We start from the raw sequence: 24,891 nt of genomic DNA, 5'->3' as shown, positions 1-24,891 counted from the left end.
CGCCATCAGCGTGCCCGGAGTCCATCGAATGGCAGAGAAGTCTACTTCAGCAAGAGCATCTTTCTGGTCTGATGAAAGGTGCCGGCATCGATGCGATAGAAGTAGGCCCCACTGCCAAGGTTGAGTCCATCGAAACGGATCGAATAGCGCCCCGCCGCTTGCTGGCCCTCTACCAGGGTGGCCACGCGGGCGCCGAGGATGTTGTAGATAGTGATCCGCACATGGCTGCTCCGGGGCAGGGCATAGTGGATCGTAGTCACCGGATTGAAGGGGTTGGGATAGTTCTGGGAGAGTTCATAGACCATCGGGAGCGCTTCCGGTCCCTTGCTCCACTCGATTCCAGTGAAAACTGGTTTTTCGGGCATCCAGTCAAATCCCAGGTTGGGGTTGCTGGTTTTGGCGAAGATATTGGCGATGGTATACTCCGCCGCCTCCGCGTTGCTCAGCTGGATTCCGCCGTTGATCCGGCCGAAGAAATTCGAACCTCCGCCAAAGCAATGATATTCGGCGAAGAAGGGATTGAGGCCGGCGGTCATAACCGTCCATCCTTCAGGACTGAGGGTGGCGGGCTCGTCGCAGCGGAGATAGACACACTGGGGTCTCCCCTGCCAGGGTCGGCCAAGGTGGAAGCTGGTGATGGGAACGCCGTCGAATCCTACCGAATCGGCGGTAATCTTGCAGTCCATGAAGACCAAGCCGAAGCGGGAGGTGGCATCGGTGCTGGGTGCGGTGATACAACCGGAATGGCGATTGACATGCAGCTCGCAGTGATCAAAAACGTTGATGTTGCGGCCGAAGATGAAATCGACCGAACCCTCAATGTAGCATTCCTTCATGTAGGTGCGTACGGTGCCGCGCCCACCCCAGGCGTAGTAGGTATCCTGGTAGCCGAGGAGGCGGCAGTTGTAGTAGGCGCCGCGGTCGCCGTTGATGCGCAGGGCGACGGCCTGTTGATCGCTGAAGGTGCCGTCGTTCTTGACCGTATTCTGGAAGGTGATGTCCATCGCGGTGAAATCATCCGCCTCTATCGCCGTGCTGTAGCTGTTGGAGGTACCGCCAACGCCCGCCTTGCCGGAATAATCGTCATAGGTGAGGATGGTGGTCATGGCATTCTCGCCCTTGAGCACCACGTTGGTCTTGTTCTGGGCAAGCATCAGCTTTTCCCTGTAAGTGCCGGCCTTGACATAGATGCACCACATCCCGGTATAGAAATCGGGCACGTCGTTGAAGGCGGCCTGGACGGTGGTATAATCCCCGCTGCCATCCTGGGCGACGACCTTAAGGACCGCCGGAGCGGGCGCCTGCGTGGTGAAGGTCTCGACCTGGCCATAGCCGGTTCCTGTGGCGTTGGTCGCCCAGGCGCGCACAAAGTAGGTGGTGCTGGCCGTCAGGGCCGAGAGCGAACTGGTAAAGGCGCCGATGCCGGTGCCGTTTTCGGTCTTGTTGTCGGCGACGGTCGGATCACCGGTCAGGTTCCAGCAGATGCCGCGGGCGATGACGTCGCTGCCCCCCCATTCCGTCACGGTACCGCCGCTCTTGGCCGATTTGACCATGATATTGTTGACAGCGACCGTGGTCACCGTCGGGACCACCAGCGAATCGAGGGTTTTGAAGGTCATCTCTTCGCCGTAAGCGGTGCCGGCATCATTGGTCGCGTAAGCGCGCAGATGGTAATTTACACCGGCAGTGAGACCGGTCACATGGGAGACAAAAGCGCCGGAGCCTGCGCCGTCTACGGTTTTGGCGTCGGCGGTGGTCGGAGCAGGGAGGGTACTCCAGCACACTCCGCGGGCGGTCACCGGGGCGCCGCCATCAGATGGAATGGTTCCGCCGGCAGTGGCGAACGTGGTGGAGATGTAGGTGGGTTGACTGGTAACGATGAGGGGCATTTCGTAATCGGCGCCGCCTTCCGCGAGGCCGCTGATGACGACATTCTGGATCGTCAAATACTTGCCTGAGCTGACCGTGGCATTGTTATGGACCCAGGGGTAGACCCGGAGATAAAAGGTCTCTTCCGGTTTGACGAGAAGGCCAGGCTGAGCGGTTACCGTATAGGCAGGAACATCCGGACCGCGCGGCAGATAGTTGTTGACAGTATCCGCGGTTTGAAAAACAACCTGCACTGGATTAGCAAAAGAGGGATCTATGGAGTACCAGACATTTGCCTTGAAGTTATTGATCGAATGGCAACCCAAGTCGAGCGAGAGTGATTGCACTGTAAAGCTGGCACCGGCTTTTGGCGAGACTGCAAACTCGACATAGACCGAATCGATCTGGGTCAGCTGCCCGGCCGGCCATTCATACTTGCCTGGCGCAGAGATGATGCGCAGCCGCTGGGCAGCATGGTAGCCGGTGTATTGATTGATGTTAAGGTTAACCAGTTTTTCATCCGCTGCAGTGACCTTGCCCGCGGTGGTGACCGTCTTGCCGGTGCCTCCCGTGTTTGGATCGGTCAACGCCCAGGTGGCCGAGGAGGGCATCGGGGCACTTTCACTCACGCCGCCGATCAGGACATTCTGAATGGTCAAATACTTGCCCGAGCTGACGGTGGCATTGTTATGCACCCAGGGATAGACGCGGAGATAAAAGGTCTCTCCCTGCTCGACAAGCAGGCCGGGCTGAGCGGTTACCGTATAGGCAGGAACATCCGGACCACGCGGCAGATAGTTGTTGACGGTATCTGCGGTTTGAAAGACGATCTGGACCGGATTGGCAAAAGAGGGATCTTTGGAGTACCAGACGTTCGCCTTAAAGTTATTGATCGAATGGCAGCCAAGATCCATGCTGAGCGTATTCACTGTGAATCGGGTGCCCAGTTTGGGAGAGACCGAGAACTCGACATAGACCGAATCGATCTGGGTCAGCTGCGCGGCCGGCCACTCATACTTGCCCGGCGCGGAGATGATGCGCAGCCGCTGGGCGCTGTTGTAACCGGTATACCCATTGATGTTCATGTTGACGAGTTTCTCGTCCGCGGCGAGAACATTACCGGCGGTGGCGACGGTCTGGCCGGTGCCGCCGGTTCCGGGATTAGTCAAAGCCCAGGTCGCCGATGCAGGAATCGGATTGGCCACCGTTGTCCCGTAAATGGTGCAGAGGCGCATATAGAGGTATTTGCTGTTCGAGGCCGGGCCGGCGTTCCAGGCATAGACGCGTACGTAGAGAGTATCGCCTTCTGGCACCTCCTTGTCGAGAATAAATGTGAAGAGCGAATCGCCGTCCTTTTTCAAAACCAGGGGAGTGCTGTTCAGCGCGACCGGGCTAGAGAAATCGGCATGGGTATCGTACCAGAGGTTGGCGCGGAGCCTGTCGGTACCTTTGGCGCCCAGGTAGATGGTCATCGAATCAGCGTGAAAATCATTGTAAGCCTTGGGGTGCGCCGCAAACTGCACCCAGATATTGTTGTTCTGGGTCGTGTCCGGGCCCCACATGATGGCTTTTTTGGTAATAAAATTATAGGGATACCAGCGCTGATCGGGTCCCGGACCGTTGGCATAGTCGCGGCACATAAAGGAATCGCCGTGGGTCTGGGTGAGGCCGCGAGCGTTGCCGGAGACCGCCGAAACCCTAGCGCTGTCGGTCGCGTTGAGGCTCCAGTGGACTATGGCGGGAGCCTGGGCCATGATGGCGCCGGCGGCCAGCAGTACCAGTATCAGGGCGAGGAACAAAGTAAAATAACGGTTCATACTACCTCCTGGTTTTAGGATACACCATGGTTCAGGGTTTAGGCGTAGTTGCCAAAGGAATCGGCCAGGACGGCGGCTGCGGCTGCGGCCACCCAGCCTCGGGTTTGAAATAGCGGATCAGGGGGTGGTTCATCTCCCGCAGACCGGCGATCACCAGTTTGGCCATCTCGACCGCTCCCTCCTCCATGAAATGGGTATTGTCGGATTTGCCATCCGGCAGGGCCTTGAAGAGCCCGGGCGGCACGCGCATGAAAAGGCGCTCCGACCGCTCCGGACCGAGTTCCGCGAGCCGTTGCATGCTCCTGGCGTGAAGGTCGATGAGAGGTACCTTGTATAGGGCTGCGACTTCCTTGACCACGCCGGGATACTCACCATGGGCGTCCTGAAGAATGCCCTCGGGCGAAAAGTAACGCCGGGCAACCGGGGTGATCAGGATCGGCTGCGCGCCGCAGGCGCGGGCCTCCTCCACAAAGCGGATCAGATTGGCACGGTAAGTGGTGTGCGGCGCCGCGTATCGCGACGTATCCGAGCTCTTGGCGTCATTATGGCCGAACTGGATGAAGAGATAATCCCCTCGGCGCAGGTCGGCGAGAACCTTAGCCCATAGTCCCTCGGCGATGAAGCTCTTGGTGCTGCGACCGTTTCTGGCATAATTGACCACCTGGATGTCCGCCCGATAGAACTGCGGAAAGAGCTGTCCCCAGCCGCGCTCGGGGGTCTCCGCGACCGGTTTGTCGGCCATAGTCGAATCACCGATAAGGCGCAAAACCGTCGGCGCCTGATGCCAGGTGTGTATGGTGCAGCAGGCGCTGAGAAACAGTATGCCGCCGCAGAGGATTGTTTTCAACCCGATGCGCATTCTCTACTCCTGCACCGGCGGTCAGAAGACCGATAAGCAGGGTGCCAGTCGTTTCAAAAGCTGACCCCCAGCGAAAAACGGCTGACATCATCGAAGGTGTTCATAAAAGACCAGCTGTAATCCACGGTCAGATCGCTCCGGCCCACACTCGTGCACACACCGAAACCGGCCGACCACGAGGCGATGTCCTGGTTGCCCTGGTAGCCGCCACGGAGTGCCATACGATTCATGAAGAGATACTCGAGGCCGGCGTTCACCCGTTCGGTATAGTTGTTGGGATGGACAAAATCGATGGCCAGAGTGAGCTGCTGCCCGGTGACGCTCCCGGGCAGGATCAGGTCAAAAAGGTTCATAGCCGCCCCCATCGTAAAGGTCAGCGGCAGCTGCTCGCGGATCTCCTCCCGTTTGAGGTTCGATGCAAAGTTACGGATGGCCATGCCGAAGCGGAAACTTTTAATGCCAGTATAATACTTGACGCCGGCGTCGAAGACCAGTTTGGTGGCGTTGTTCTCCTTGAGCCCGCTTGCCATGGCCGTGGTACCGAGGTTCTGACCGGCAAGACGCATGGTCCCGGCGATCATGAAGCGGGTGCTGATGGCCCGGCCGTAGCTGAGACCTATCGACCAGGCGCCGGCATTGTCCGCCAGCCCGGTATCCTTGTATCCCGCGGGATAGAGGGCGCTTTCGGAGGCGTCGAGCAGCGCAGTGGTATAGATATCGCCATAATCGACATTGAGCAGGGAGAGACCGACCGCGCCAAAACGTCCCATATCCCAGGCAAAAGCTCCGGCCATATAATTGATATCCGCGATCCAACGGGTGGCGTAAAATTCAAGGTCCATGTGTTTGCCGGACTCGGCCACGCCAGCCGGGTTATAAAAGATGGCCTCGGCGCCGCAACCGATGGCGCAAAACGCCTCGCCGATGGCGCTGGCTTTGGCCGAAAGGCTGACCTGCTGAAAGTTCATCGTGCTCTGGGCCACTTTCTTCAGACCCACCTGGGCCTGCACCACCATCAGGGCCGGAAAAATCCAGAAGATCAACATAAATTTGACGGGTCTCATGCGCACACTCTCCTCATTCCGGATCACCGGACAACCATGAATTTTTGATAGGCGGTCTCGCCGTCGGGTTTTTGAAAGACGACGATATAGACGCCGCTGCTGATCACCTGCTGGTTGCGGGTGATCATGTCCCAGATCTCGTACCCGGCGCTGACCGGGCTATTGTGTTCGATAGTCTGGACCAGGTCACCGTATTCGGTGAAGATCTTGATCGTCACCTTGCCGGGCAGATTGTAGAACTGGATACCGCGCTGGTCGGTCCATCCCTGTTTGACCAGGAGCGGATCGTTTATATTATAGGGATTGGGCACGATACGGATTCTGGCAAGATCGTTCTGGGAAAAATGCGGCGGATTAATCCAGTTGATCGTCGGTTCCATTACCCGGCTGCTGTAGATGATGCGGCCTCGTGAAAGGGGATCAGCAAGGGGATCGTCGACGGCAATCCGAGCCTTGGACTGGACGTAGTAGTAATATTGTGCACCGATGAGCACCTTCTTGTCGACGAAGAGGTGTTCGGTGGCCTTGTCTTCGGGGCCGCTGTCATAAATCGCTTCGAAAAAGAGGGTATCCAGATTGGAGAGGCGGCGCATGATGCGGTAGCCGGCGAAATCAGCGCGGCTCTCAGCGGCTGTAGCCGTCCAGCGGATTTCGACGCCGGTGCCGAGGCCGGTGATGGTGACCGACTCGGCCGGAGGCGGAGCCGCCGGGATTCGATAGCCCTTTTCAAAATTCCATTTTGCACGCCAGGCGCTCTTCATTAGCGAGTCGATGCCGGTACTCACCCAGCGGTCCTTGCGCATATCGATTTCCGTGGCATCGATGGGGAACGCAAAGTTAGCCGGGAGGAAACCGGTGCGCGGATCGGGGAGACCAGGCGGATCCTGCAGGGTGCCGTTTTTCCATTTCGCCCCCACCTCTTTGGCCGTCCGGGTATCGAGGCCGGAAAAGCCGCTGGCGAAAACCAGATGGAGCTTTTGGCCTGGGTTGAACGAATAGGGTCCGAAGGTGCAATACATCTTGGAGTTATTGGCCTGGATGGTGCCCGCGGGATGCGCGGCATAGCTGGGATTGCCCTGTTCATCGGTGTTACCGGCGTGGAGGGATCCGGGCCAGGTGGGGCCGCTCATCGGGAAGAACTCCGAGTAGGCGCCGCGTAGCGCCCAAAAGTTTTTGTCGCCGTACTCATCCCCCTCGCTGTTGTAGGGAAACTTGGTCGCGGTGCCCATGTAGGTGATTCGGGGTTGGAGGAAATCGTCCCGATCATCAGCGGCGTCGGTATAGGGCGCGCCGGAGGCGTGGAGGATTGAATACCATACGAATTTCGGGTTGATAAGACGGCCGTTCTGGGAGGTAACCGGAGCGCCCATCAAGTCGCCGGGGACCGCCGGATCGTCAGCGCTGTACTCATAAAAGACCCGCAGGCTGTCGCCCACGCGGCCGCCGTAATAGTGCTGCCAGGTCGTGACGGTACTGAAAGACTCGCCCGTTCCCGGGGCCGGCCGTGAGCCATTGGAGCGGTAGGTATTGGCTCCGTTCGATTCGACGTTGATATAGAACTCCTTGAGCGAATCGCCGCCGGTGTTGGTGAATTCGACGTCGAGGATCAGATAGTCATCGTTGAAGGTCTGGGCCCAGGCCATGATTTTGCGTTTGATCTGAACGCCGAGTATGTTCTCGGTGGTCACCTGGACCAGTTGGTCGCAGGTGAGGTCGCCGAATCTGGAGGGATCCTGGGTGCCAAAGAGATCGAGGGTAACAGGCTGAAAATCGATCGTCTGGGCGGTATATTTATAGCGCAGGTAGTTGGTAATCCGTTCGGTGACTTTTCCGTTGGGCATGAAGTCGTTGGTGGGGCCGTAGATGGCGACGGCGTGCAGGGTATCGATGCGGTCGCGCCAGTTGGTAGTAGCCAGTTTGAAGCCGGCGCCGGCCCAGAGATCCTGCTCCTGGCCGCGTACGCCGATGATATCGAAATCATTGGGGAAGAATCCGGCGCGGTAGTCAAAGCTGCCCTTGGCGCCGCTGGCGGTCACGCCGGTCCATACCCGGTTAGTCTTGATGAGGGCGGTCTCCAGCTCCGGGGCCTTCTGGGCGTACGCTGAAGAGGCCGCGAAAATGGAAAACAAGCCAAACCAGATCATGCGCGAGGATCTACCAGTTTTTTTACGCATGCAACGCTCCACGTTTTGAAGATTGCCAAGAGACATCTCTTACAGAGGCTCGGAGGCACAGAGGGGGCGCAGGGATGCCTATGTTTCTATCGGGGTCTCTGTACCCTGTGAGAAAAGTGTTGCTTAAAAAGCAAAACGTAGGCCGAACCAGATATCGCGCGGCTGCCCATAGAGCCACATCGTAAAGTTGGGATCATTGATATAAGGTTTCCTGGCCGAGCGCAAATCGCCGATCTTGTCGTTGCCGGCAAGAAAATAGCCGGGATAGGTGGCGCGCAAGGCGTCGTACTGGTCCGAATCATACATCGGCAGCCGCAGCGAAGCTAAGTAGTAATACTGATCATTGACCGCGCTGTCGAACGGGAGTCCGCGGCTCATGAAATTGACCTTGAAATTGAACAGATTATTGATATCGATGAACGCAGTGGTCTGCAGTCCGGCGAATTTGATGGTCCGTGTCAGTTTGAGGTCGATCATGTAGTAGTCCGGCCAGCGCATATTATCACTAACATGGAGTTCGCTCAGGGGGTTGAAGGTGAAATAATCTCCCCGTTCCCACTCGCCGAAGAGGGTAAGGTTCCAGCCGCTGAAGGGGTGAAGTCCAAGGAGCGCTGGCCCGAATGCCTCGGGCGCGCGGAGGGTGAGGTTGGCGTTGACCTTGGGCAGCGGCAACGAACTGGTCTCCTGGCCGGCGTAGAGCCCTTCCTGATCGTTGTTGATGGTAACGTCGGTGATGGTCTCGCGGCCGGTCAGTCCCGATTTCTTCAGTGCATAGTTGAAATTAACCCAGCCGTTTATCCAGCCGCCATCGCTTTTACTGATGTTGATTTCAATGCCCTGGATATCCTCATACTCATTATTGGACCAGGCGTCGTAGTTGATTGAGCCGGCCGCGTTGGTATAGGTGACCTGACCATGCTGACCGCTGACATCCTTCGAGTAGCCCGAAATCTTGGCGACAAAAGCGTCGTAAAAATTATAGGCCACGCCCAGTTCATAGGAGATAGTGCGCGGCGGCTCCAGATTAGGGTTGGACATGTCATAGAGGCCGTTCTTGGTGTAGCGATAGCGGTAGAGGTACATGGTGTAGTAGGGCGGGTTGGAGCGGAAATGGCCATAATTGAAGTAGAATTTGGATTTGTCCGAAACCGGGAAGGAGATGCCGAGCCGCGGACTGAAGGTTTGATGATTCCTGATCTTCTGGAGAAAGCCGGGGTGTTCCTTATCATAGGCCACCCAGCTGTCCCAGATCCAGGAGCGGCCCGATTCGAGATAATTGAAGAGCACGGAATCCTCGCCGAAGGTCTGGGGGGTGAAGGCTTCGGTAGCGAAGGCATCGCCGGTCGGCCAGAGCCCGCCGCCGCCGTAGTAGTAATCGTATCGCAGGCCCAGATTGGCGATCATCGATTCCAGGGTGATCTGATCCTGAAGGTAAAGACCCGTCTGGCTCGGCGTGCGATGGTAGTTGAACTCGTAGGCGTTGTAGTAATTCTCGTTCCACTTTTGCCAGAGATTGTTCTTGATATCAATATCATTGTACTCCACCCCGGCCTTGAGGTAATGGCGGGTGTCGGCTTGCCAGGCGAGGTCGAATTTGGCGCGATACTGGCCGACGCGGGTATTGTCGTAAAGATCGCCCTCCTTGCGGCGGAAGCGGTAGGGCACTCCGGGAAGGCCATCATAGCTGGGATAGGTATAGGTATAGGTGCTGTCGACCTTGATCTTGTTTGTCCCTTGCATGAACTTGCCATAGGGCATCTCGGTGACCGGGAAGGGACCGAACTGGGTGAGTATGGTCTGGTCGCGGTTGTCGCCCTTGTCCGAGTGGTTCTTGATGCGCATGCCGCTGAGGCTGAGTTCATAGAAGAGGCTCTTGCTCAGCACATGATTAATCGTCACGCCGCCCATGATGGTCGTCTGATCAATCTGCGGGAAAAAGGGCGGATCGAACCAATAAGCATAGCTATCGCCGCTGTTTTTGAAATTGCGGATGTTATCAAGAGGCATGAATCCGCCCGAGCGGCTGGCATCTGGAAAATCCCCGAAAGCCGGCCGGATCGGACTCACGCCAAGCTGTCGCTTGTGCAGGCCGTTCAAGGTGATGGTGAGATTGTCGAGCAGCTGGCTGCGCAAGGTGGCAAGGGTGGTGTATAGTTCCTGAGTCTTACGAACCACAGGCATGATATAATGGCGCGACTGCGAGTTGTTGGAAAGATAAAAAGTGGCGTTGCCGAAGTAGCGGCCGATCAGAGGCACCGGGCCGCCAAAACCGCCGTCGATGTTCCAGTCGCTCCCCTCCTCCTCCATCCGGTGCTTCGCGAAGAGGGCGCGCTGTTTGGCGGTGATGCCGCTGATGTCGATACCCGCCCGTTCGAGCCCTGCATAATCGGGGACGGCCATGAACATCCACGCCGCCAAGAGGTAATAATCAAGCGGACTCGCCGGGATCTTGGGATTGCCCTTGTTGAAATTGGCCGCCGCGGTGTTCCAGCCCGTGAAGGTTGGGTACTGCTGGCGCCGATAGGGATTATCCTTCCACGCCTCCGCGGTGCCGACAAAAGCGACCGCCGGGTCGAGATAGACGCGCAGTGGTTGGCTTCGGCTGTCGTAGAAAGGGCCGCCAAAACGGCGGAGGTGGGTGTTGTCCCGCGAAAGACTGAGGGTCCCGTGGTAAGCGTTTTTTGAACCGGATTTGGTACTGACGTTGATGAGACCGGAGCGGAAGTTGCCGTATTCGGCATTATAGCCGCCGGACATCAGAGAGATCTGCTCGATGGCGCTGAGGGGAATACTGGTCTCGGCATTACCGGCCGCGGCATTGATATAGGAGAGACCATTGACGAGCATCCCGGTCTGATCGGCGGAGCCGCCGCGGATGGTCAAGTAGCCGTTATCGGTCGAGACGCCGGGCAGTTTGGTGAGAAAGGCATTCACCTCGCGGATGCCGGTGGCGTCCTGAAGCTGGGCGTCACTGACCACCATCTGGGTATTCGAGACTTCGAGATGCAGCTCATCCCGCTGCGCTCGAACCACGACCTCGCTCCCCTGCAGAACCGTCTGCCGCAGAACAAAATCCGCCCGGGCGATACGATCGGAAGAGACCATCACCTCGGTGAGTTTTTGCGTCGTATAGCCCATCATCGAAGCCCGGACGGTGACCGTGCCAACCGGGACATTGATGATGATATAATCGCCCTTGAGGTTGGTGATGGCGCCGAGAGAGGTGCCGTCGATGACGACATTGACACCGGGCAGGGCCTCTCCACTCGCGGCATCCTTGACCGTGCCGCTAATGCGGCTGCGCGTCTGCGCCTGGACGCCGGCAAGGGCGAACAGGAGGAACAGCACCACACACGTTCCCCTCCTGCTCCACGATCCAGTTAATCCCATAGGTACTCCTTCTCTAGCGCTCGCTGGCGAGCGGTCTGGACGACAGCAGTCCTGTTCAGCGCAGGAGTTGCAGTTTGATAACCTTGTGCTGTTGTCGAAAGCGGAGGCGAACGAGATAGAGTCCCGAAGCGGCAGGCCGGTCCGCTTCATCGCGGCCGTCCCACCGCCAGAAGTGGGTCCCGGCGGTGAATATACCGCCTCTCATCCGCCGCACGACGCGGCTGGCCACATCATAGATCGTCCCTTCCACTTCGCCCGCCTCCGGAAGAGTGAATTGTAAAGTCGTCCCCTGATTGAAGGGATTGGGATAATTCTGCGCGAGCGTGAAATTCGCCGGCTTTGCCGCGGGATGCACCTCCTCCACCCCGGTCGTGGCTCCGGTCAGGCTGTTGAGGTAGAGCTCGAGTTGAGTATAGCCCTCGGAGTTGAGGAGGTTGCGGTCCCCGGGATCGGCGGGATTGAGACCGTTGGCGTTTTCCCAGTAATCGGGCATCCCGTCATGATCGCCGTCCTCCGGGGCCGGTAGACTGAACAGTTCGGGCCAGCCACCGGCCTGATTCTGCGAATCGATGATGCCGCAGATCAGCGAAGGATCGGGAACACTGTTCGCTCGTTTGTATCCGGAGCCCTCGAAAGTGGCGGTGCCGTTGATCACATCCTGAATGATCCGGCTGTCGACCGCATCCCGCTTCGGCAGGGTCGCCCCGGCGTACTCGAGCACGCGCCGATAGGCCTCCGTGGCGGCGTGCTGGGTGATAGGCACAAAGGGATGGGGTTCGTACGCCCTGCTCAAGGATTCCGCCCCGTAAGCGCCTTGCACACCGCCCGCCCAATTGTCGGCGGTGATGGCCGGCGAACCGGTGACGTAATTCTCCTCGATGTACCATTTCCCCTTGCCATCCGAGGGTTCGACGATGCGGTAGCGCACCCCGCTTTTGGTGGCCGGGCCGTACTTGTAGTAATTGGCCACCATGTTGATGGTGCCGCCATGGCCGCCGTAGGCGCTGTTGAAACCCCAGTTATAAATGACGTTATTGCGGTAGTCGACATTGACGCAGCTGGCGGTCTCGCCGCCAGCAAAGCGCGGTGTGCGGCTGGAGTGATGCGCGAAGAGGTTATGATGAAAGCTGGAATTCCGGCCGCCCCAGATGCCGCCATAGCCGTGGGCGCCCTTGGGATGGGTCGAGAGATAGAGGCTTTCGGCGATGAGGCACCACTGGATGGTAAGGCTGTCATTGTCGTAGAAAGACATGGACTCGTCGACGCTCCAACTGGCCGAGCAGTGGTCGATGATGATGTTCTTATGATAGCGCCCCCAGATCGTATCCTCCTCGGTCTTGAGCGAGTCGCCGAGGCGGAGGCGCAGGTGGCGCAGTATGATCTGATTCGCACTGATCTGGACGTCGTGGTCGGCGATGCAGATGCCATCGCCTGGGGCAGTCTGGCCGGCGACTGTAAGCCAGGCATTCTTGATATTCAACTCGGACCTGAGGCGGATCGTGCCGGAGACGCGAAAGACGATAGTCCGGGCACCTCCCTTATTGATCGCCTCGCGCAGGGAACCCGGGCCGCTGTCATTGAGGTTGGTCACCTCATAGACTGAACCGCCGCGGCCGCCTTTGGTATAACGCCCTGCCCCCTCGGCGCCGGGAAAGGCGGGGGTTTGGGCGGGCATTCTCATCACGCCCGCCGCCAGGATGAAACCGAGGATCGCTACTCTGCTCTTTCTTGCCATCGACTCCTATCCCGTCTTTACACCAATCTTACTGCATCAGCACCATCTTTTTCGTCCAGACCTGGCCGGCTGCTGTGAGCTTGTAGAAATAGAGACCAGAGGCCAGGCCATCGGCTGCAAAACGGCAAGCATGGCGGCCCTGGGAGAGGATCCCCTGGGCCAGCACCGCGACCTCGCGTCCGAGCGCATCGTAGACGGCAAGTTTTGCCAAACCCGCCGCTTGCAGGCTGAAGGTGATGGTGGTGGCGGGATTGAAGGGGTTGGGGTAGTTCTGCGACAGTTGGAACCCCGCGGGTTGGAGTCCGGGCTGCGCCACCGCCGAGGCGTTGTTGGTCCAGCGCTTGTCACCGACCGGACCGCCGTCGCTGCCGTAGGTGAGCAGCAGCGAGCCGGCCGGGATGGTGAAATCGCCATTGGCCGGGTCTGCGAAGCCGGGATCCATGCGAATGGTGTCCTTTACAGTGTGCTTGAGCCAGTTTTTCTTGGAGCTTAGCTGCCACATGCAGATGTTGGTGATGGTGGCCATATTGTCATTGAGAGTCTCTTTGATGTTGATGGCCGTTTTACTGCTGGTCTCCCACGTTGTTTGTGTCGAAAAGATGGAATTCGTTATGTACCAGGGTTTCTGGAAATAGGTAGTCAATCCTTTCTCCGCAAGGATGATCTCGCGCAAATCAGTCAGCCCTATGTTATACCAGGTCGTGTGATCAATATGGACTTCCGGGGTTTCGGTCAGCACCGTGTAACCATACCCGGCGATACGCATGCCATAGCTGGTGATGTTATACATGGTCGAATTGGTCACCTGGATGTAGTTGGAGGCGGCATATTTATAATGTACCAGGGTATAGGTATCATGGACGATACAGTTGTTGACGATGGTGGAGTCGACAACGACGTTGCCAGCCAGGTTGGTATTGGCCCCATCGATCACATTGCCCTTCAAGTTTTTGACCACGCAACTCTCGAGATGGATCTTTTTGATAGCGGCCGGAGCCGGAGTTTCCCCCATGTAGCAGCGCGCCAAGTAGGAGACGGACTTGCTGTTGTTGACTGCCCCGTCGAATTCGAGGCCCGCCAAGAGCAGGGAGCCGTTGTTGCCGACCTGGAAGAACTGGCAGGTGCCTTCGGCGGGATCGGTGAGGATTTTAACGACGGGTTTGATCGAGCCATCGCCGTCGGCGACGATGGCGATGCGCTTGTCCACAACCGTGCCGAGGGTCTTGTTGACCGATTCGGTGTACTCGGCGCCGGGGATGAGACGAAAAACGTCGCTGTCATTGGCCGCGGCGAGGGCGGCCGAGAGTGTGCCGTCGCCGGGGGTGACATCGACATAGTTCTGGCCGAAGGCCATTCCGGCTAAGGCGATGAGGCCGACCGCAATCCATAGCAGTTTTCTCATATCACTTCTCCCTGTTAATGTGATCTGATTTGGATCCCATGACCTTCCACACGGAGGTAGAGTCACAGCGGCCCACAGGTAAAAGGCTTGAAAGAACCTGTCTATTGAGGATGCTGCTGCCTTCTCTCCGTGCCTCGTGAGAAATACTTTATCATCTTTGCACACGGGCGGAGCCGCCGGCCGCCAGGCGCTCGACCTCCTGCAAGGTTGCCATGGAGGTATCGCCGGGTGTGGTCATAGCCAGGGCGCCGTGGGCTGCGCCGAGATCGACAGCGCGCTGGGCGTCGCCGCCGCTGAGAAAGCCATAGATCAGACCCGAGGCGAAGCTGTCGCCTCCACCGACGCGATCGAAGATCTCGAGGCCGCGCCGCTGCGGGGCCTCAAAAAACTGCCCGTCGTGCCAGCAGATAGCCCCCCAGTCGTTGAGGCCGGCGCTCCGGACCCCGCGCAAGGTGGTGGCGACCACCCTGAAATTGGGGAATTCGGCCACGGCGCGGGTGATCATCTTCGTGAAACAGCTCACGTCGAGATCAACCAGTATGTCGTCGACTCCCTCGACCTCCAGCCCCAGGGCGGCAGAAAAATCTTCCTCGTTGCCGATCATGACATCCACAAAGGGGGCAATGGCACGGTTGACCGCACGCGCCCGGTCGACGCCGCCGATGTTTTTCCAGAGCGAGGGGCGGTAATTGAGATCGTAGGAGATGACCGTCCGGTGACGCCGCGCCGCCTTCATCGCCTCGAGGACAACCTCGGCGGTGGTTTCAGAGAGGGCGGCGAAGATGCCGCCGGTATGAAACCAGCGCACACCTTCGACGCCGAAAAGCTCCTCCCAATCGATCTCGCCGGGCTTGAGCTGCGAGGCGGCGGTGTGACCGCGATCTGAACAGCCGACCGCCCCGCGCACCCCGAAGCCGCGCTCGGTGAAGTTGAGGCCGTTGCGCACGCAGCGGCCGATGCCGTCGTAGGGAACCCAGAGGATCCAGCCGGTATCGACTCCGCCTTGGAGGATGAAATCCTCAATCAACCGTCCGACCGGATTGTCAGCAAGGGCGGTGACCACGGCGGTGCGCATCCCGAAGCAGCGGCGCAGTCCGCGGGCGACATTGTACTCTCCCCCGCCCTCCCAGGCGCGGAAGGCACGTGCTGTATGAATGCGCCCCTCGCCAGGGTCAAGACGGAGCATCACTTCGCCAAGCGAGATCGCGTCATAGCGGCAGTGGCCGGGGGATTTGATCAATAGTGAACTCATACTGGCCTTATCCATTACAATGTCCTCACGGAGGCACAGCGGCACTCTGAGAAAAACCGACTTATCATCTCTTATCCTTGTGCCTCCATGTCTTTGTGAGCGCTGTTATGATGTAAACCGTTCCGCCACCGCCCAGAGGCCCAGGGCGGGATTGGAGATGTAAAAATAGCGCTCGCCGTCGGCGGTGCGGTTCCAGCCGTCCTGGAGAATCTCCCAGGGATAGCGTTTGGCCATTTTCTTGAGGTCGGCATGGCGAAAGCCCACCCCGGTGATCTCTTCGGCGGTCATGTGACCGGGACAGTAGGTGATGGAGAACCGTCCCTCGGAGGAGCCGTGGATGAGATGGGCGGCAGCGCCCAGGTTCTCCTGCAGGTCCGCATTCGCCTGCACCGCTTCAAGGACGCGCTGTGTTCCATAATAACCGTATTTGCGGATGAGCTTGTCCATCTGCCCGTCTTCGCCGAACTCCCGGAGTCCGGGGGCGAGGATGACCAGTTCCCCACCATCCGCGATGGCCATACGAGTGCGGTAGATGGCCTTGTTTCCCAGCCAGGTGGTCTTGAATTCGTGCGGGTCGAGATAAACCACCACCTTGAAGAGCGGTTGATCAAGCATCTCAAAATTGACCTGGAGGGAGAGGGCGCTGGCGCGCTGGAAGCACTCCTCATCATCACCGATGAAGAGGCCGCGCACGACCAGATTGCCTGCGCTTCCCTTGCCGATGACCGTCAGCACATAGAGAATAGGCAGATGACGGGCAAAATGAAGAGAGGCATAATTGAAGGCATCGCGCACCGGGTTATCCGCCCGCCCCATAATGCGCTCCATACCATAGGCGGCCCCGATAAAATGGCTCTTGTTGATGCCTTCGGCGCCGCCGGTGCCGACGAAGATATTCTTGTTGTAGCTGGCCATGCCCGCCACCTCATGCGGCACCACCTGTCCGATGGAGAGGATCAGGTCATGTTTGCTGCGGGCGATATAACGGGAGATTTGGGCCGGCCAGGCGTAATCCACTCTCCCTTCTGATATCTCGCGGATGTAGGCGGCATCAACTTCGCCCAGGGTCTCGAAGCCGTGGCGAAAATCGTGCACCCGAAAGAGCCGGGTTGGTATGGAGGGAAACATCGCGGCGATCTCGGCGTCGCTCATCGGCTTGTGGGTGCCGAGGGCCGGCAGAACGTCGGTCAGGTTAGGGCCATAGTATTCCCGCGCAGCAGCGGTGAGTTCACCGGCGCGCGAATGAAACCGCGTGAAATCGGGCGGCAGGGCGATCACCCGCCGGCGTGGACCAAGTTTGTCGAGGGCGGTGAAGAGCCCCTCGCGCAGAGCTTCGCCATCGAGCACGTCGGTAACGGATCCCCTGGCAAATAAAAGCATCAGTCGGTTTTCTCCCAAGAAAAAATAATTTCTCACGGAGACACGGAGTGAGACCACTCCTTTGCGCTTTTTTCTCGCCCTTTGTGCCTCCGCGCCTCTGTGAGATAGTCTCTCATCTCGCCAGCCAGCCGCCATCGACAGCGATGGTATAGCCGGTGACATAGGCCGCCGCGGCGGAGGCGAGAAAGACGACCACCCCCTGCACATCCTCCGGCGTGCCCCAGCGGCCGGCCGGGATACGCTCAAGAATCGCCTTGTTGCGCACCGGATCGGCCTGTAGTGCGGCGGTGTTGTCGGTTGCCATATAGCCCGGCGCGATGGCGTTGGCGGTGATGCCGTACGGCGAGAGCTCATTGGCCAGGGCGCGCGTCAGTCCCATCACCCCGCTCTTGGCCGCCGTGTAGGAAGGCACCAGGATCCCTCCCTGGAAGGAGAGCATCGAAGCCACACTGATGATCCGACCACCGCGCCCTTGCTGGACCATGATCCGCGCCGCCGCCTGGCTCAGGAAAAAGAGGCTGCGCAAATTGATATCGAGGACGTCATCCCAGTTTTTTTCGCTGAATTCAAGCAGCGGCTGGCGGCGGATAATGCCGGCGTTGTTGACCAGGATATCGATCGATCCCATCGCGGCTTGTGCCGCCGATATGATCTCCGCTGTGCTCTCCTTGCGGGAAAGGTCGGCGGTGACCGGACAGCAGCGCCGCCCCAAAGCCTCGATTTTGTCGCGGCTTTCCGCCAAGTCCAGAATATCTACGGCGACGATATCCGCCCCCGCTTCGGCCAGCCCAAGAGCCATCCCCTGCCCGAGCCCGCGCGCAGCCCCGGTGACGATGGCCACCCGGCCATCCAATCGGAACTTGTCCAGAATCATGTTTACTCCAGATTAACGTAAATCGCCGATCTCGATGCCGTCCATATCTTCAAAAGTCTGGTTCTCACCGCCCATACTCCAGCAGAAGGTATAACGGCTGGTACCTACGCCGGAATGGATCGACCAACTCGGCGAGATCACCACCTGACGATCGGCCACAACCAGGTGCCGGGTCTCCTGCGCCGTACCCATCAGATGAAAAACGCGCGCCTCGGCGTCCATGTCGAAATAAAGATAGGCCTCCATGCGGCGCTCGTGCGTGTGCGGTGGCATGGTATTCCAGACGTTGCCCGGCTCAAGCACGGTGAAACCCATCACCAGTTGACAGCTTTGGATGCCGCGCGGGTGGATATAGCGATAGATGGTCCGGGCATTGGCACTTTCCGTCGAGCCCAGCCTCTGGGCTTCAGCGTCCGCCCAGCGGGCGTGGCGCACAGGATAGGCGGCATGTGCCGGAAAACTGACGAGATAAAAAAGGGCGGGCTCGTCGGCATGGTCGCTGGTGAAGAGGACCTCGCGGTTGCCTCGGCCGACGTAGAGGCCGTCCCTGGGGTCCATCGCAAAGCGCTGGCCATCGACCGTCACCGCACCCCGGGCGCCGATATTGAGCACGCCGAGTTCACGGCGCTGGCAGAAAAAGTCGGAGGCCAGCTCCCGGGCCGACTGCAGAGCGAGGGGTTCAGCTCCCGGCACCGCCGAGCCCAGGATACAACGGTCCACCTCGATATAGAACAACTGCAGCTGTTGCGGTCGAAACAGCGCCTCCACCAGAAAGGCCTGACGCAGCTCGGCGGTGGTCATCCGCTGAAAACGTACCGCGTCGGCGACATAGCGTACCTGCATTCTCCTTCTTCCTTCCTATTCGATGATGACCGGGTTATTCAGCCGGGCGGCCGTTTCAGCCAGCATGGTGGCAAAGGCCTCCCGGGTCGTGATGCCGCCGGGTTCAAGCGCCCAGGCGCCGAGAAAATAGTATTCGAGGCGGCCACCTTCCGGCTTGAGAACCGCAACGTGATTGAGGCCGTCCTCCGTTTCTTCCATCAGGTCAGAGCGGCGGAACAGCACCGCCATGCCTAGATGGTCGTTGTTGAGGCTCTGAACCCCCCAGGTGGCCAGCCAGGTATACTCTCCTGCCGCCGGTGGCGGGATCCGTTCGGTATCGGGCAGCTTGACCAGACCGGTGCACAGATTGTCGATCCCGCCATGGATCATCACGAGATGGCGGGTCATTCGACTGCCGGCACAGATGGAGAGGTCGCTATGCAGGTTGAGAGTGTTCGGACCGGCCTTCCAGCCAAAATAATCGGTGCGGATGCGCGACAGCAGCGGCCCCACCGTGGCGATGCGGCAGCGGACGCTGTCGGTCACTGCAATCCGGTTGGCTTTCTGACCGTCCCACCACGCGATGGTGCCGATCCCCAGGGCGTCGCCTACCTTGAGGATATCCATACCCCAATCGGCCATATGATGGTAAGATTCAAAACCGTCGAGGCCGACATTCTGCAGGACCAGCGCGGTGGTCTTTTTGCCGTAGAGGTCGGTGGCATTGCGCCAGTCGAGGTAAAAGCGGTAGCCCACCTTGTCCGATTCCCAGCCCGGACCCTCATACCGGAAATAGCCCGAGTGGTCGGTATGTTCCTTGGGGACCGTGATGGCATCGATATTGTGAAAAGTCCCGCCGAGGTATTTGTGATCCTTCCAGTCACCGCCGAATTTGGCGGAGAGCTCCGCCTGGGTGCGCTGGGTATAGATGCGCTCCTTGACCCCGGAGCGGGCATAGCGGATGGTCAATTTGACCTTTTGGCGGCCGCGCAGATCGAGGTTGGCGAGAATCCGGTCCGGCGTGCCGTCGCCGTCAGCATCATCGTGCTGCGCAGGTACCTCCCGGCCCATGGCTATCAGGAGGATGGCGCGGGGATTAAAATCGGCAGCCCTGACCTTAACCTGCTCGAGCGGAATGGCCACGATCTCGTCCATCCTAGCGGTAGGGAGCGGATTGCGCAGGTGGAGTGTCAGGGCAGCCGGGTACTCCTTTTTTATCTTGTCGCTGACCTGGGCCGTGCAGGCCGACAGCAACGCCGCAGACAGCAGGAGAAGCGTAGCGAATTTTTTCATGGTGTACTCCTTGCAGCTCATTTCTTGCGGAGCAGTTCCATCTCGACACTGGCGAGGATGAAGGGTCCCACACCCTTGCCATCGTCATCGCCGTATTCGGTCTGGTGGACATAATAGTCGTAAGAGCCGTCGCGGCCATAGCCGAGTCCGGCGGTCTTGCAGGTGTGTGTCAGCGAGTATGTGCCATCGGGGTTGGCCCGGATAAAAGCTGTGAGAATACCCCGAAAACCCTTTTCGGCGGTTTTCATCCACTCCGCATCGAGGTAGCCGAGGCGTACCCCCTTGGCCAGCGTATAGACGAACATCGCCGAGGCCGAGGATTCCAGATAGTTGCCCTCACGGCCGCCCTGGTCGAGGACCTGCCACCAGAGGCCGGTCCCGGGATCCTGAACGCGGGCCAGCGCCGGTGCGAGGCGGCGGAGTATCTGTAGCAGCGAATCACGGCCGGCATGACCGGAGGGCAGATCGTCGAGGACGTCGACCAGGGCCATGGCGTACCAGCCGACGCCGCGGCCCCATAAACTTGGGCTGCAACCGCTGCGCGGATCGGCCCAGCTCTGCTGTCCGCTCTCGTCCCAACCATGAAAGTAGAGGCCGGTCCGGGGGTCGCGCAGGTGCTGGTCAATCAGGGTAAACTGACGGACGACATCATCCAGATCCGCAGGCTCATGGTAGCGGACGCCATAGCCGGCATAAAAGGGGCTGCCCATATAGAGACCGTCGAGCCACATTTGCCAGGGATAGCGCTGTTTGTGCCAGAAGCCGCCCGAGCGGGTGCGCGGCTGCTCGCGCAGCTGCTGGCGGAGGAGGTCGGCAGCGACTTTGTATCGCAGCTCACCGGTCTCCTTGGCAAGGAAAAGCAGGAGTGTCCCCTCGCGCACCTCATCGATGTTGTACTCGTCGGCTTTATACCCGGCGATGGCACCGAGCGGGCTGACTACGGAATCCACCGTGCTACGGATATAGTCAAAATAGCGCGGATCGCCGGTCGCGCGCCAGAGCGCCTCGATACCGGTGAGTACAGTGCCGGTCACATAATCCCAGTCATCGTAGGCACCGGGACGGCGATGCATCACCGAGCCAGCCATTTTCTCCGCCCAAGAGGCCGGGGTATCGGCGGATTGGCCGTTGATGAGAACGCGTTCCATCTTGAGCCCGGTGACCTGCTCGAGGACGTTGCCTCGCTCCACCCCGTCAAAACGGCAGTCGGTGATGAGAATATTGCGGACGGGGGAGCGTTCGTAGCCAACAAGATGGAGGGCATGCCGGCTTTTCTGGCTGGTAACCCGTTCCAACTGGAGGTCGCGGACTATTGGTGTGAACCGGCCGCCGTCGCCCTCCTGATAGTTAAAATCGACGAGGAGCACCGCCTCCTTGACCTCGCCGATGCGGATGTTGCGCATATAAATGTTTTCTACCACGCCGCCGCGGTATGAATTGGTCTTGATGCGCAGAGCCCGCTCGAGATTGGGGCTGTCCATGGTGCAATCCTCGGCGAAGACGTTGCGGCAGCTCCCCGAGATCTCGCTGCCGATGACCACGCCCCCGTGGCCCTCCTTCATCTGACAACCGCGAATGATGATGTTCTCGCTGGGCACATTAATGCGGCGACCGTCCTCATTGCGCCCTGATTTGATGGCGATGCAGTCATCGCCGGTATCGAAATAACACGCTTCGATCAGCACATCCCGGCAGCTCTCCGGATCGCACCCGTCATTATTGGGACCGTGGCTGTCGATGTGCACCCCGCGGATGATGACGTTGGTGCAGAGCACTGGATGAATCTCCCACATCGGGGAATTCACAATACGGACACCTTCAATCAGGACATTCCGGCAGTTGTAGGGTTGGATGAAATTGGGGCGGAGATGAAAGCCCGGTCCGAAAACGCGTTCGGCCACGGGAGTGCCTTCGCGATTCATCCGCACCAGGCGCTCGCGGTCCGATTCTCCGCCGTACGGGCGATTCGCAACTGTGCTCTCCTCAATGCGCTTCCAGGTCCACCAGCCGCCTGCTTCGCCCTGGCCATCGAGGGTGCCACTGCCGGTGATGGCGATATCCTCCTGACCATAGGCATAGATAAAGGGGGAGTAATTCATCAACTCGGCCCCTTCATAGCGCGTTAAGACCACTGGGAGATAGGCGGCCGGGTCGGTGCTGAAAAGCAACGTCGCCCCGTTGGCGAGATGGAGGTTGACATGGCTACGGAGATGAATGGTGCCGGTGAGAAAGGTGCCTGCGGGGACGACCACCCGTCCTCCTCCTGAGTCGGCGCATGCCGCAATCGCCCGGCGGATGGCCTCGGTGCAGTCGCTGTGGCCGTCGCCTAACGCCCCGAACCGGGTGATGTCCCAATCCCGGTCCGGGAAGGCGGGCGGTGCGATGCGCTCGAGAATCAGCGGCACCTGCTCCCAGCCCGCAACGGGGGCCGGCGCGCCGGCATGCGCCATCAGAGTCAGCGCGGCCAGGAGGCATACCGCAGCCGGGGCATAATTAGAGGGCTTGCGAAGGAGATTCATCAGACACCTGTCCAGCATGTGAGGCTGTAATAAAAACGGGGAGCGGGCGCTCCCCGCCATGGATAAAAAGAAAGGTGCGAGACGGCGGGTGCACTCCCACCTCCTCGCACCTTGAGGGCAATGGAACCTACTTGACGAGCGTCATCTTTTTCACGTCGGAGAAATTCTTGCTCTCGACGCGATAGAAATAGATGCCGCTCGGGACACTGACGCCGTTGAAATTGAACTTGTGGTAACCGGCGGCAAGCTTGCCGTCGTGCAGGGTCGCAACTACCTTGCCCAGCAGGTCATAAACCACGATGCGGACATCGCCATTTTCCGGCATGTCGAAAGCAAAGGTGGTCACCGGGTTGAAGGGGTTGGGGTAGTTCTGAGACAGGGCATAATGGGTCGGCAGACTGCCATCATTCTCGGCGACGCCGGTGATGAGGATAAAGTCCGCCACTCCGCGGGGGCGAATCTCGTAGCCGGTGTTGGCCGGAGTCGCGGTGGTGAACTGCTCGATGTTGCCCACGAGATTGACCCAGCCGGCCGGCGGCGTTGTGCCGGCGATATCGACATCCTTGTCAATGTAGACATCGACGACATCCGTGCCGTTGGTGAACTGGACGGTAGCATTCTTGCCGGCAGCCGGCCACTTGGTGGCATCGACGAGCCGATAGCGGAACAGCATCGCCAGCACCCCTTCTGTGGCCTCGTTCATGTCGGCCTTGGTCATCGGCAGCGGGGAAACCGCAGCGCCGCGGCTCAGGGTGACGATATCGGTGGCCGCCGCAGGGACGATCTCGACCAGGCCATTGTATTGATCGATCTTGCCGGTGATCTTGATGACATCGCCAACCTTGAGATCATAGACCACGGAGCTGGCGAAGATATTGATACCGCCGGTGGCATCCTGCATATAATACTGCAGGCCGCCGGGACGGTAGTTGGGGGAAGTGACCGTGCCGACAAGGGTAACGATCTGGCCTTTGAGGTCAGCGATAAAATCGTTGTTGGCATCGATGCGCGCCTCGGCTATCGGTGTGGCCGCAGCCAGTTCCTGCCACTGGGCCTTCTTGTCAGGGAACCAGTTGAGATCGCCGGCGGGCATGCCATTTTCGCCGCCCATATAGGCCACCGAGGAGGTCGGATAGGAGACATCCATGGTGTCGCGGAAGAATTCGATGAAACGGCGGTCGAAATCGTCGCGCGCGCGGACATAATTGGCCTTGTCCTTGGTCTTGTTGCCGCCGGTGGGCGATTCATACCAGCGCATCAGGTTGGTCATCAGCTTCGGGATTTTGGCGGGTTTGAGATCCAGATAGGTGAACGCGGTAGCCGCACCGGCGCCCAGTTTATTCTGGATATGAGCGGAAAGCGGATTGGCCGGACCGAATTTGAAGGCATTCAAAAAGGCCCAGCCGGAATCGCTGATGGTCCAATAGTTGTTGCTCACCTTCCATTTGGTGGTGTCATTGGGCGACGTAAAGATCCAGGTGATCTTGTTGTTGCCGTTGGCATAGACTTCGCCGGTGTTGGCCCATTCCGCAGCGCGGGTGACATCGGTTGAATCTTCGCCGAGGGCGAAGGCATCGATAAAGAGGTTGTTGGTGATGGTCATATCCTTGCCGACACCGCCGAGCGACAGCAAGCCGTGGAAGCCCATACCGTTGACAAAGGTATTGTGGTCGATCAGGCCGTGGATGATGGGCTTGGTCGAGGTGGCATTCCAGTGACGGATGGGGCGGTCCTGATAATTAACGAACGTACAGTTGCGGACCACGAACGAATCGCAGGCGACGTCGCGAAGGTCGAAGGCCTTGCCGGCGCCAAAATTGGAGGTCACCAGGTTGCCCATATTGGCGAAGATACAATTGGTGGCGATTACCTTTTTGGTGCTGGTATTGGTCCTAATGTGGTTGCCGTTTGTGTTGGAGAAGATGCAGTCATCGACCACGATGCTGCCGCCTTCGGCCGTCTGAGTCTGGATCAGCCCACCCTGCATATTATCGGCCGCCGTGGGCTCGTATTCGTAAATACCTGTCATGCAGATGCCTTTGACCTCTGCATGGGCGCCGTTTAGGCTGATGCTCCATCCTGGTGGACGGGTGGGATTGGAGCCCGTACCAGTCGGCCAAAGATAGATAACAGGTTTCGGGCCCTCGCCTGCACTGGCGCGGAAACGGATGGTCTGCCCGGCTGGAACCGTCAGCGTGGCATTCTGGAGATAGATCTCGCCGCGCTTGAATTCATAGATCCGGTCTGCTCTGAATCCGCGGCCAGCCGTGTCGGCAGCTACCTGCGCGTTGACCATAAGGGCCGCACTGCCGTCCGATGGCATGATCGGCACGATCACGTCCTGGCTAAACAGTGCAAACGCCCCGCAGAACAGCGCGAAAGCCAGCAATGTCATGACTCTAAAGCGCATGTGTTCCTCCTTTTGATGGATGATGGTGCGT

At 59.1% G+C, this 24,891-nt stretch carries 14 protein-coding genes and 1 pseudogene; all 15 read right to left on the bottom strand.

All coding sequences use genetic code 11. The features are described from left to right. Positions 1-41: 41 nt before the first annotated feature. On the bottom strand, positions 42-3,686 hold the full coding sequence (locus tag PLH32_15195) for a pectinesterase family protein (protein HQJ65956.1): 3,645 nt from the start codon (positions 3,684-3,686) through the stop codon (positions 42-44). A 31-nt stretch (positions 3,687-3,717) separates the two neighbouring features. Beyond that, positions 3,718-4,545, bottom strand: coding sequence for a rhamnogalacturonan acetylesterase (locus PLH32_15190; GenBank protein ID HQJ65955.1), 828 nt, complete (start codon positions 4,543-4,545; stop codon positions 3,718-3,720). A 53-nt stretch (positions 4,546-4,598) separates the two neighbouring features. Beyond that, positions 4,599-5,609, bottom strand: coding sequence for a PorV/PorQ family protein (locus tag PLH32_15185; GenBank protein ID HQJ65954.1), 1,011 nt, complete (start codon positions 5,607-5,609; stop codon positions 4,599-4,601). Positions 5,610-5,632: 23 nt separating this feature from the next. Further along, complete coding sequence (locus tag PLH32_15180; GenBank protein ID HQJ65953.1) at positions 5,633-7,783, bottom strand: hypothetical protein; 2,151 nt, start codon at positions 7,781-7,783, stop codon at positions 5,633-5,635. Positions 7,784-7,906: 123 nt separating this feature from the next. Beyond that, on the bottom strand, positions 7,907-11,134 hold the full coding sequence (locus tag PLH32_15175; protein HQJ65952.1) for a TonB-dependent receptor: 3,228 nt from the start codon (positions 11,132-11,134) through the stop codon (positions 7,907-7,909). Positions 11,135-11,228: 94 nt separating this feature from the next. Next, positions 11,229-11,528, bottom strand: coding sequence for a FlgD immunoglobulin-like domain containing protein (locus PLH32_15170; GenBank protein ID HQJ65951.1), 300 nt, complete (start codon positions 11,526-11,528; stop codon positions 11,229-11,231). A 27-nt stretch (positions 11,529-11,555) separates the two neighbouring features. Further along, positions 11,556-12,908, bottom strand: a pseudogene (locus PLH32_15165) (pectate lyase). Positions 12,909-12,936: 28 nt separating this feature from the next. Continuing rightward, complete coding sequence (locus tag PLH32_15160) at positions 12,937-14,310, bottom strand: DUF5123 domain-containing protein (protein HQJ65950.1); 1,374 nt, start codon at positions 14,308-14,310, stop codon at positions 12,937-12,939. Between the two features lie 151 nt (positions 14,311-14,461). Then, positions 14,462-15,562 carry a sugar kinase gene (locus tag PLH32_15155; protein ID HQJ65949.1) on the bottom strand — a complete coding sequence of 367 codons (1,101 nt, stop codon included), beginning with the start codon at positions 15,560-15,562 and terminating at the stop codon, positions 14,462-14,464. A gap of 105 nt (positions 15,563-15,667) precedes the next feature. Next, the gene (locus PLH32_15150) at positions 15,668-16,942 is read right to left on the bottom strand and encodes a lactate racemase domain-containing protein (GenBank protein ID HQJ65948.1); all 1,275 of its coding nucleotides are present in this window, start codon (positions 16,940-16,942) and stop codon (positions 15,668-15,670) included. 112 nt (positions 16,943-17,054) lie between these two features. Continuing rightward, a complete protein-coding gene (gene kduD, locus PLH32_15145) occupies positions 17,055-17,810 on the bottom strand; it encodes a 2-dehydro-3-deoxy-D-gluconate 5-dehydrogenase KduD (GenBank protein ID HQJ65947.1) in 756 nt (251 codons plus the stop codon). Positions 17,811-17,828: 18 nt separating this feature from the next. Further along, positions 17,829-18,659, bottom strand: a complete 831-nt coding sequence (gene kduI, locus PLH32_15140; protein ID HQJ65946.1) for a 5-dehydro-4-deoxy-D-glucuronate isomerase — start codon at positions 18,657-18,659, stop codon at positions 17,829-17,831. A 15-nt stretch (positions 18,660-18,674) separates the two neighbouring features. Continuing rightward, a complete protein-coding gene (locus tag PLH32_15135) occupies positions 18,675-19,931 on the bottom strand; it encodes a DUF4861 domain-containing protein (protein ID HQJ65945.1) in 1,257 nt (418 codons plus the stop codon). Between the two features lie 17 nt (positions 19,932-19,948). Beyond that, on the bottom strand, positions 19,949-22,450 hold the full coding sequence (locus PLH32_15130) for a glycoside hydrolase family 88 protein (GenBank protein HQJ65944.1): 2,502 nt from the start codon (positions 22,448-22,450) through the stop codon (positions 19,949-19,951). 127 nt (positions 22,451-22,577) lie between these two features. Beyond that, positions 22,578-24,860 carry a T9SS type A sorting domain-containing protein gene (locus PLH32_15125; GenBank protein ID HQJ65943.1) on the bottom strand — a complete coding sequence of 761 codons (2,283 nt, stop codon included), beginning with the start codon at positions 24,858-24,860 and terminating at the stop codon, positions 22,578-22,580. Positions 24,861-24,891 lie beyond the last annotated feature (31 nt).

It is taken from the genome of bacterium (assembly GCA_035419245.1).
Lineage (GTDB): Bacteria > Zhuqueibacterota > Zhuqueibacteria > Residuimicrobiales > Residuimicrobiaceae > JAKPUX01.
Note: the sequence above shows the minus strand (reverse complement) of the source record. Positions and strands in the feature narration are given on the sequence as shown.